Consider the following 9,802-nt stretch of genomic DNA (forward strand, 5'->3'; position numbering starts at 1 on the left):
GCTGTTGCCCTGGGCGATCTCGGTCGCACCGACCGCGATGGTATCGGCGGCGAACTTGATCTGGCCGATGATCGCGGCCATCGCCTCGACCAGCGAGTTGACGCCGTCGCACAGTTCGGCGATCGCGCCCTGCTTGTCGGCCGTGGCCACGCGCCGGGTCAGATCGCCCTGCTTGGCTGCGGCCACCACCTCGCGGGTCTGCGCAACCGCACGCTGCATCGCCTGGTTCTCATGCACCTGCGCGGTGATGTCGGTGGCGTACTTGACGACCTTGAACGGTTTGCCGTTGAGGTCGAGGATCGGATTGTAGGAGGCCTGGATCCAGACTTCGCGCCCGCCCTTGCCGAGGCGGCGGTACTGCCCGGCATCGTATTCGCCGCGCCCGAGCTTTTCCCAGAACCGGAGGTATTCATCGCTGCTGCGATGCCCCGGCTCGACGAACAGCGAATGATGCTGGCCACGCACCTCATCAAGGCTGTAGCCGGTGGTGGCGAGGAAGTTGTCGTTGGCCGAGAGGATGCGGCCATCCATGCTGAACTCGATCACCGCCTGCGACTTTCCAATCGCGGCAAGCTGCCCCGCGGAATCGGCCGCCTGCAGCTTCTGCGCCGTGATGTCGGTGGCGAACTTGACCACCTTGTACGGCCGCCCCTGCTGGTCAAGAACCGGGTTGTACGACGCCTGGATCCAGATCTCGCGCTGGCCCTTGCCGAAGCGACGGTACTGCCCGGCATCGTACTCGCCGCGCCCGAGCCTCGCCCAGAAATCACGGTATTCCGCGCTGCGTGCCAGTTCGGGATCGACGAACAGCGAATGGTGCTTGCCCTGGATCTCGTCCAGCCGGTAGCCCATTGCCTGCAGGAAGTTGTCATTGGCCTGCAGGATGGTGCCGTCGAGTGCGAACTCGATGACCGCCTGCACGCGGTGCAACGCCGCAACCTGGGCTTCGAGCTCGGCGCGGTGGGTCGCCGCCGGCTCGGTGCGGGTGCGCTGCTGCGGGGCCAGCGCGCCCAGCAGCGCACGCCACGGCGACCAACGGGTATGCAGCTCGGCCGGCGCCTGCGCGCCCGCCGTGAAGCCTGGAATGAGCATTGTCTGATCCTCGGTGTCCGGTAAGCGGTTGCGACCCGACGGGCGGGATGCCCGGCGGCAACTTCAGTTGCTTGGGACTACAGGTACCGGGTGGGCACCCTCGAGCGGCTGGCAAGAACATCTGGTGCGGGTGCGATCGGCATCTGGGAGCGGCGGAACACACAGCGCGGACCGCCCATCGGGGGCAGCCTGGGGTCCTGCAGCGGGTGACTGGAGCGGGATCCAGAGGGGATATCGGCGATGGGGCGGGCGGCTTTAGCGGGATTCCGCGACGCCTGTCTCAACTTGCGATGCTATTGCTGGGATGCGGTAGACAATCGCGATGTACTTCACAGCTTGCTCACGCGCGACGGGGACACCGCCGAGGGATTCCGCCAGGCGCCGGCTGGGCGCGTTCTGCTCGGCTACCGGGTAACGGAATGCGGCGCAGTCCAGCCGCAGGGATGCGGACGCCAGCACCGCCGACACGGCTTCGCGGCCATAGCCCTGCCCATGCATGGATTCAGCGATCCAGATGCCCAGCTCGGGTTCCGCATCACCGGTACGATGCAGGCCTGCCAGGCCAAGGAAGGTGTGGTCCGTGCGGCGGCGGATGACGAATGTGAAGTCCGAACCATCGGCGATGGTGAGCAACCACGCGCGCCAGACCACGGCGAATGCCTGCTCCGATGCCGGCGGATCGAACGCCATGTAGCGGGTCAGCCCCGGCGTGATCGCGATGAACGCCTCGCCTGCGTCATCCGTTGTGAAGGGCCGAAGGCTCAGCCGCGGGCTGCCGATGGTCCAGTCGCTGGCACGCGGGATAGGGGTCGTCGTTGCCTTCATTGAGCACAGGCTCGCCCGAACGTCGATGCAGATCAAGCCGAAAAGGTTTGCATGACCAACGGGAGATTCCGAGGCAGATGAAAATGGCCAGCATGCAGCGGACTGCAGGACGTTCACTGACACGGAGATCGCATGTTCACACGCTTGGCCAGCTTCCTGATCCTGGGCCTGTGCAGCGCCGGCGCCCTGGCCGCCGATGCCCCCTATCGCCCGACCTTCCATCCCGACCAGTTGAAGGGGCCGCCCGCCGGGCGCCCGAACGAAGTGCTGGTACTGGGCAGCACGCACTTGTCCGGGCTGCCCAAGACCTTCCAGCCGGCCCTGCTTGAGCCGTTGCTGCAGCGGCTGGTCGCCTGGAAACCCGAGCTGATCGCCACCGAGGATCTGTCCGGCCTGCAGTGTGATTTCATGCGCCGCTACCCCGCCCGCTACGCGGAAAGCGTGGCCACCTACTGCTTCGACACTTCGGCCGCACAGGCCGCGACCGGGCTGGACGTGCCCGCTGCGAACACCGAGGTCGAGCGCCTGCTCTCGAACTGGCCAGATGATCCGACGCCTGCCCAGCGTCGTCGGCTGGCCGCACTGTTCCTGGCGGCGGGCGAACGGGGATCGGCCCAGGTGCAGTGGCTGCGCCTGGCCGCCGCCGAACGCAAGGACGGCGACGGGCTGAGCGCGGCCCTGGTCGAGTTCCTCGACAAAGGCCTGGCTCGCCGCAATGAAACGAATCTGATCGCTGCCGAAGTCGCTGCGCGCCTCGGCCATGAGCGCCTCTGGGCCGTGGACGACCACACCGCCGATTCGCCCACGCCTGCCGAGGACGAAGCGGCGGCCAGCGCCGCCATCACCGGCGCCTGGAAGAACGCGCACTCGCAGGCGCGGCGGGAAGCCGACAAGCGCCTGGTGGCCGACCTGGACAAGCCCGACGGCGTGCTGGCGCTGTACAGGGCTTACAACAGCCCTGCGGCGGCGATGGACGCGTACCGGAGCGACTTCGGCGCGACACTCGTCGAGCCGTCAGCCAAGGCGTTCGGCAGGATGTATGTCGGCTATTGGGAAACCCGCAACCTGCGCATGGTCGCCAACATGCGCGACGTGCTGGGCCTGCATCCCGGCAGCCGCATGCTGGCCATCGTCGGCGCCTCGCACAAGGGCTACTACGAGGCCTACCTCAACCAGATGCACGATGTGCAGCTGGTCAGTGCGGACGCAGTATTGCGCTGACGGTGGATGGTGCCGGCCCTGCGTCGGCACTATCCTGCAGGGCCCGCGTTGCAGGTACCGACATGCTCAAGGTGATCGCCGAGGATTTCATCCATCCCGATGCCGTGGAAACCGTGCTTCCGCTTTACCGGGAGCTGGTCGCGTGCACGCAGCGCGAGCCGCTGTGCGTCAGCTATGAACTGTTCGTTGACCAGAAGGATCCCGGGCACTTCGTCTTCATCGAGCTCTGGCCGGACCGCGCCGCGCTCGACCTCCACTGCGCCAGCGACCACTTCCAGCGCCTGGTGCCACAGATCAACGCCTTCCAGCGTGCGCCCTGCCGGTTCGTGCTGATGGAAGCCGCTGCGCTGTAGATCACGGGGCGGCGGTTCGTGGTGATGGCCGGTTGGCCCGCCACAGCACCGCGCTTGCGGCCAGCGTGCAGGCCAGTGTCAGCACCAGCAACGCTACAACGCCGCCGTGCAGCAGCGGCAGCAACGCCTGCGCATGCAGGTCGCCTCGCAGTTGTTCCAGGCGCAAGCCGGCGGCCAGCGCCAGGCACCAGCCAATCATCGCCGGTGCGTAGGCGGCGACGACAGTTCGATTCCAGGCCATCATCGTGCACTCTCCTGTCCGGGGTGGATGGGGCGATTGTTCCGCCCCGCCCTCTCACAGGCTGAGACCGCCTCCAGCGGCTATCGCGACCAGCCTCCGCCCAGCGCCGCCATCAACGCCGCGCTGGCCTGCAGCTGCCGGCTCTGGATGTCCTGCAGCCCCAACTGCGCCTGGCGGGCATCGGTCTGCGCGCTGACCACGTCCAGGTAGCTCACCGCACCACCGGTGTAACGGTCATTGGCGATCTGCTCGGCACGCCGCGCCGCAGTCACCGCATCCTGCTCGTGGCCGCGCTGCGCATCGAGCTGGCGCAGCAGGGTCAACTGGTCTTCCACCTGGCGGATCGCGGCCAGCACGGTGGCCCGGTACTGCGCCGAGGCCGCGTCGAACTCGGCATAGGCCTCGGCCTTGGCCGCCTTGCGACGGCCGCCATCGAACACCGGCAGCGCCGCCAGCGGACCCAGCGCCCAGTAGCGGTTACCCGCGTCGAGCAGGGCACTGCCACCCGAGGTCTGGCCACCCAGCAGGCCGCTGAGACTGAGCTGCGGGAACCACGCGGCGCGCGCCACACCGATGCCCGCATTGGCAGCGAACACCCGGCGCTCAGCGGCAGCGATATCCGGCCGTCGCTGCAGCAGGCTGCTGGGCAGATCGGCAGGCACCGATGGCAGGGCTGGCAGACCCGCGTCGGCGATGACGAAGCCGGTGGCCGGCGCGCCAACCAGTTCGGCGATGGCATGCCGCAGCAGTTCATGGCGGCCGTCGAGCGCATCCAGATCGGCTTGCGCGCTGGCCAGTTGGTGCTGCGCCCGCGATACGTCCAGTTGCGAAGCGATCTCGCCACGGAAACGGTCTTCGGTCAGCGCCAACGCCTGCCGGTAGTCCTCGATGCTGTCATGCAGGATCGCCTGCTGCGCCTCGGCGCCGCGAAGCTGCAGATAGAGCCCGGCCAACTGCTGCGACAGGCTCAGCCGCGCAGCGGCAAGGTCATCGCCACTGGCTTCGGTACGCGCCTTGCCCGCGGCAGCCGCGTTGCGCAGGCGGCCCCACAGATCAAGGTCGAACGACAGCGAGAACGTGGCGGTATTGCTGTCATAGATGGCTGGCTGGGTGGCGCTGCGCAGCGGCTTGTCATCGGACTGCCGCTGGCGCACCGGGCCGGTACTGAAGCCGACCTGCGGCGCCCGCGCCGATGCCACTTCACCTGCTGCGGCACGCGCTGCATCGTAGTGCGCCACGGCCAACGCCAGGCTCGGGTTGGCTGCGCCCAACTGCTGTTGCAGCCGGTCCAGCACCGGGTCCTGGAAGGCCTGCCACCACGCCTGTGGCAGCGCCCCTGATCCGGCAGCGGCCCCTGCACGTTCATAGGCCACCGGAACTGCCACCGCTGGCACCTGGTAGGCGGGCGCCAGCGAGCAGCCAGCCAATGCCAGCGCCACCGCCGCCAGTACAGCAGCGCGTTCAGCCGCGGGCATGCGTGGGCTCCTGTCCGCCGGCCACCACATGCACCCGGTCACCTTCGCGCAGTGCATCAGGCGGATTGGGAATGACCCTGTCCCCGGCCTGCAGGCCACGGTCGACGCGCAGCGTGCTGCCCAGGTCACTGGCGATATGGATGTCGCGCAGGTGCACGATGTCCTTGCTGTCGACCACCGCCACCTGGGTGCCCTTGGCCCGGAAGATCAACACCTCCGCTGGCACGCTCACGCCAGCTCCTCCGCCCTGCAGTGGCAGCGTCACTTCCGCGTAGCTGCCGGGCAGCAGTGCGCCATCGGCATTGTCGACCACGAACTGTGCCAGCAGGGTGCCGGAACTGCGGTCGATCGCGCTGGAGTCTCCCTGCAGGATCGCGGTGAAGTGGCGTCCCTCCTGGCCCGGTACTTGCAAGGTTGCCTGCAGCCCGGGATGGATGCTGGCCGCGCTGTTCTGCGGTACCGGCACCATCAGGCGCAGGCGTCGGGTATCGGCGATGTTGAACAACTCGCGCCCGCTGTCATCGGCGCGGATCAACTGGCCGACATCGGTCTGCCGCGAGGTGACGGTGCCATCGAACGGCGCACGCAAGGTGCGGTAACGACCGAGTTCCTGCAGCCGCGCGTAGTCGGCCTGCGCCGCTTCCACGCTGGCCTGTGCGGCCACCGCATTGGCCTGCTTCTCGTCGGCTTCCTGGCGCGATACCGAATGGCTGCCGAGCATGCCCTGCCAGCGCTCGGCGCTGACCTTGGCCAGCGCCGCGTCGGCCTGCACCTGCAGCAGGTGGGCATGCGCCTGCGCGATCTGCTGGTCCAGCTCCGGGCTGTCGATTACCGCCAGCACCTGCCCCGCCTTCACCGGCTGGCCGATGTCGGCGCTCCACGACTTCAGGTAGCCGCCCACGCGGGCGTGGATCGGTGCTTCGGTCCAGGCACTCAGGTGCGACGGCAGTGTCATCGTTCCCGCAGCACCCCGCGCCCCGGCGGTGACCACCTGCACCGACGGCACCGCCTGGCGCTCGGTCCACTCGACCACGGCGTGTGCCTGCTGCGCGCGCAGGGCCAGGCCACCGGCAACGAGGATGACCACCACGGCGGCGGCCAGGACCAGAGGACGGCGCAGCGAATGCTGCGGCAGCGAAGACTCAGACATGCAGGGGTTCTCCGGCAGGAGCAGTACGGGTTTTACGGGAGTGGGCCAATGCGAACACCACCGGCACGAACAGCAGCGTGGCGCAGGTGGCCAGCAGCAGGCCGCCGATCACCGCGCGGCCCAGCGGCGCATTCTGCTCAGTGGACAGTGCAGTCGGCAGCATGCCCAGGATCATCGCCAGCGCGGTCATGCAGACCGGGCGGAAGCGGGTGAAACCGCCTTCCAGTGCGGCCTTGACCGCGTCGCCATGCTCGGCCAGGCGCTCGCGGCAGAAACTGACCACCAGGATCGAATTGGCCGTGGCCACGCCCATGCACAGGATGGCACCGGTCAATGCCGGTACCGACAACGTGGTGTGGGTCAGGAACAGCATCCAGACCACACCGGCCAGGCCCGCCGGCAACGCGGTGATGATCACGAACGGATCGGTCCAGGACTGGAAGTTGATGACGATCAGCAGGTAGATCAGCACGATCGCGGCCAGCAGGCCGTAGCCGAGGCCGGTGAAGGCCACGTGCAACGCATCGATCTGGCCGTGCAGGCCAACCTCGGTGCCGCGCGGCCGCTGGCCTGCCATGCCATCGATGATCTTCTGCACGTCGGCCGCCACGGCGCCGAGATCGCGGCCCTGCACGCTGGCATATACGTCCAGCGTGGGTTGCACGTTGTAATGGGTAACGACCGCCGAACTGGAGCCGCGCTGGATCTCGGCCAGGCCACCGAGCACCTGTGGCACGCCACCACCGCTGCCGGTGACCGGCAGCGCCTGAAGTGCGGCCAGGCTGTCCATGCGGTACTGCGGCGTGGCGGCGACCACGCTGTAGGAGATGCCGTTCTTCGGGCTCAACCAGAATGTCGGGGCGACCTGGCCGCTACCGGCCAGCGACGCCACCATGCTGTTGGTGACATCGCGCTCGGTGATGCCCAGCCCATTGGCGCGAAGCCGATCGACCTCCACCTTCAGGGTCGGGTAGCCATCGGGTTGCTGCAGGCGCAGGTCGACCAGGCCCGGCACGTGGCGCAGGCGGCGCTGCAGTTCCTGCGCATAGGCGCGGTTGCCGGCCGCATCCGGTCCGGCGATGCGCACGTCCAGCGGTGCCGGCGAACCGAAGTTGAGGATCTGGCTGCTGGTATCGGCGGGCAGGAACGCAAAGCTGGCGCCCGGGAAGGCCGAAGGCAGTACCTCGCGCAGGCGTCGCGCGTATTCGGCGGCATCGCCGTGACCCGGTTTCAGCGAGACCTGGATGTCACCATCCTGCGGACCGATGGTGCCCGTAGCGCTGTAGGCCATGTTGATGCCGGTCATCGGCAGGCCGAGGTTGTCGACGATGGCATCGATCTCCTGCGGCGGCAGTTCCTGGCGGATGCGCGCTTCGATGCGGTCGAACGCTGCAGCGGTTTCCTCGATGCGCGTGCCCAGGGGCAGGCGCACATGCAGCGACAACGCGCTGGCTTCGGTGGCCGGGAAGAAGTCCTGGCCCAGGGTTGGCAGCAGCGCGAAGGACACCAGTACGCAGGCCATGAAACCCAGCAGGAAGCGGCCCCGGTGCGCCAGTGCCAGGCCCAGCAGCGCGTGGTAGCGGTCGCGGGTGGCGGAGAATCCGGCTTCGAAGCGCTGCTGCCAGCGCACCAGCGTGGCCGCCATCCGTGCGCGAGGCGGTTGCGGATGATCGCCTTCATGATGGTTGAGGAACGCATCCTCGGGATGATGGCCTGCCCCGCCCTCCACCCGGTGCGGACGCAACAGGTACAACGCCATGGTCGGCACCAGCGTGCGCGACAGCACGAACGAGCTTGCCATGGCGAAGATCACCGCCAGCGCCATCGGTCGGAACAGATAGCCGGCGATGCCGTCGAGCAGGAACATCGGCACGAACACGATGCAGATGCACAGCAGCGACACGAATGCCGGGCCAACGATCTGCGCGGCGCCATCAAGGATCGCCTCGCGTACGCCCTTGCCCTGCTCCAGGTGCCAGTTGACGTTCTCGATGGTGACCGTGGCATCGTCGACCAGGATGCCCACGGCCAGTGCCAGGCCACCCAGGGTCATCACATTGAGCGTCTGCCCGGCGGCAGACAGCAGCGCGATGGCCGACAGCACCGCCAGCGGAATCGAGGCGGCGATGATCACGGTCGAGCGCCAACTGCCGAGGAACACCAGGATCATCACGCTGGTCAGCAGCGCGGCAATGATGCCCTCGCGGGCGACGCTGCTGATCGATTCGCGTACGAAGGTGGACGCATCACCGAGCAACGAGATCTTCAGCGATGGCGGCAAGGTTTCGCCAATCTGCGGCAGCATGGCGCGGATACGGCTGACCAGGGTCAGGGTCGAGGCGTCGCCATTCTTCAGCGCGGCCATCAGCACCGAGTGGCCACCGTTGACCCGCACGATGTTGGTCTGCGGCGGCGAGCCATCGCGCACATGGGCAACCTGGCCGATGGTGACCACCGCACCGTTGACGGTGCGGATCGGCAGGTCATTGAGCGCCTCGATCTCGCTGGGGCTGTTGTTGAGCAGCACGGTGAATTCGTTGCTGCCCAGCTTGGCGGTGCCGACCGGGGTGATCTGGTTCTGCGCGGCCAGTGCGTTGCCCACGTCCTGCGCGGACAGGCCCTTGGCCGCCATCGCCTGGGGGTCCAGATCGAGGGTGATCTGGCGCTGCCTGCCGCCGTAGGGTGCGGGGATGGCCATGCCGGGGATCGAGGTCAGCGGCGGGCGCACGGTGTTCTGCGCCAGGTCACGGATCTGCGATTCACCCAGGGTCGGGCTGGAGAACGCCATCTGCAGCACCGGCACGGTGGAGGCGCTGTAGTTGAGGATCAGCGGCGGGGTCATGCCGGCCGGCATCTGCTTGACGATGGTCTGCGAGATCGCGGTGATCTGCGCATTGGCGGTGCGGATGTCCACGCCGGGCTGGAAGAACACCTTGACCACGCCCATGCCCGCCAGCGACTGCGATTCGATGTGCTCGATGTCGTTGACGGTGGTGCTGAGCGCACGCTCATAGGGGGAAATCACGCGCCCGGCCATCGCATCCGGCGACAGGCCGGTGTACTGCCAGACCACGGCGATGACGGGGATGCCGATATCGGGGAATACATCGGTGGGGGTGCGCAGCGCGCTGAGCGGACCGACGATGCAGATGAAAATGGCCATCACCACGAAGGTATAAGGCTTGTTGAGCGCGGTCCTGACCAACCCGAGCATGCGGCTCTCCGACGGTGCCACTGCCCACCGCGGGCAGCGCAGGCCGGCAAGTATCGTGGCTGCCGGCTAAAACAAGGCTGTGCCGCAGATGAAACATATTTCATGAAGCGAGTGGGTTCGGCAGGGCTGCGCCCTGCACCTCCGGTAGTGCCGGCCGCTGGCCGGCAACAGCAACAGCAAAGCAAATGCTGCTGTCCGTGGGATGGCGGGGCGGTGTCGGAGTGCGGGGAC

8 protein-coding genes are annotated in these 9,802 nt (G+C 67.6%); 2 read left to right on the plus strand and 6 right to left on the minus strand.

Translation table 11 applies throughout. The features are described 5' to 3' along the window. Both N7590_RS21065 and N7590_RS21070 read right to left on the minus strand, forming a co-directional pair. Window positions 1–1,092: PAS domain S-box protein (locus N7590_RS21065; RefSeq protein ID WP_279935866.1), on the minus strand; the 1,092-nt coding region annotated here is incomplete at its 3' end. A 255-nt stretch (window positions 1,093–1,347) separates the two neighbouring features. After that, the gene (locus N7590_RS21070) at window positions 1,348–1,917 is read right to left on the minus strand and encodes a GNAT family N-acetyltransferase (RefSeq protein WP_164242782.1); all 570 of its coding nucleotides are present in this window, start codon (window positions 1,915–1,917) and stop codon (window positions 1,348–1,350) included. 132 nt (window positions 1,918–2,049) lie between these two features. Between N7590_RS21070 and N7590_RS21075 the strand changes: the two genes are divergently transcribed. Then, window positions 2,050–3,138, plus strand: a complete 1,089-nt coding sequence (locus tag N7590_RS21075) for a DUF5694 domain-containing protein (RefSeq protein ID WP_164242773.1) — start codon at window positions 2,050–2,052, stop codon at window positions 3,136–3,138. A gap of 62 nt (window positions 3,139–3,200) precedes the next feature. Then, window positions 3,201–3,491: a putative quinol monooxygenase gene (locus N7590_RS21080; RefSeq protein ID WP_053511695.1), complete on the plus strand. Its 291-nt coding sequence runs from the start codon at window positions 3,201–3,203 to the stop codon at window positions 3,489–3,491. A 1-nt stretch (window position 3,492) separates the two neighbouring features. On the opposite strand, the gene N7590_RS21085 is transcribed toward N7590_RS21080, so the two are convergent. The 4 genes from N7590_RS21085 to N7590_RS21100 all read right to left on the minus strand — a co-directional run bounded on the left by N7590_RS21085 (window position 3,493) and on the right by N7590_RS21100 (window position 9,571). Beyond that, the gene (locus tag N7590_RS21085) at window positions 3,493–3,735 is read right to left on the minus strand and encodes a hypothetical protein (protein WP_164242772.1); all 243 of its coding nucleotides are present in this window, start codon (window positions 3,733–3,735) and stop codon (window positions 3,493–3,495) included. 77 nt (window positions 3,736–3,812) lie between these two features. Continuing rightward, on the minus strand, window positions 3,813–5,207 hold the full coding sequence (locus N7590_RS21090; RefSeq protein ID WP_164242771.1) for an efflux transporter outer membrane subunit: 1,395 nt from the start codon (window positions 5,205–5,207) through the stop codon (window positions 3,813–3,815). Beyond that, window positions 5,194–6,357, minus strand: a complete 1,164-nt coding sequence (locus N7590_RS21095) for an efflux RND transporter periplasmic adaptor subunit (protein ID WP_164242770.1) — start codon at window positions 6,355–6,357, stop codon at window positions 5,194–5,196. Before N7590_RS21095 ends, N7590_RS21090 begins: the two co-directional genes overlap by 14 nt. Next, complete coding sequence (locus tag N7590_RS21100; protein ID WP_164242769.1) at window positions 6,350–9,571, minus strand: efflux RND transporter permease subunit; 3,222 nt, start codon at window positions 9,569–9,571, stop codon at window positions 6,350–6,352. Before N7590_RS21100 ends, N7590_RS21095 begins: the two co-directional genes overlap by 8 nt. Between the last annotated feature and the right edge of the window lie 231 nt (window positions 9,572–9,802).

Origin of the sequence: Stenotrophomonas sp. GD04024, assembly GCF_029837545.1 — a bacterium.
Classification (GTDB): Bacteria; Pseudomonadota; Gammaproteobacteria; order Xanthomonadales; family Xanthomonadaceae; genus Stenotrophomonas; species Stenotrophomonas forensis.

Excerpts from the sequence above, each read along its gene's own strand:
- N7590_RS21070 (WP_164242782.1), bottom strand. The coding sequence starts at position 1,917 with ATGAAGGCAACGACGACCCCTATCCCGCGTGCCAGCGACTGGACCATC.
- N7590_RS21075 (WP_164242773.1), top strand. The coding sequence starts at position 2,050 with ATGTTCACACGCTTGGCCAGCTTCCTGATCCTGGGCCTGTGCAGCGCC.
- N7590_RS21080 (WP_053511695.1), top strand. The coding sequence starts at position 3,201 with ATGCTCAAGGTGATCGCCGAGGATTTCATCCATCCCGATGCCGTGGAA.
- N7590_RS21085 (WP_164242772.1), bottom strand. The coding sequence starts at position 3,735 with ATGATGGCCTGGAATCGAACTGTCGTCGCCGCCTACGCACCGGCGATG.
- N7590_RS21090 (WP_164242771.1), bottom strand. The coding sequence starts at position 5,207 with ATGCCCGCGGCTGAACGCGCTGCTGTACTGGCGGCGGTGGCGCTGGCA.
- N7590_RS21095 (WP_164242770.1), bottom strand. The coding sequence starts at position 6,357 with ATGTCTGAGTCTTCGCTGCCGCAGCATTCGCTGCGCCGTCCTCTGGTC.
- N7590_RS21100 (WP_164242769.1), bottom strand. The coding sequence starts at position 9,571 with ATGCTCGGGTTGGTCAGGACCGCGCTCAACAAGCCTTATACCTTCGTG.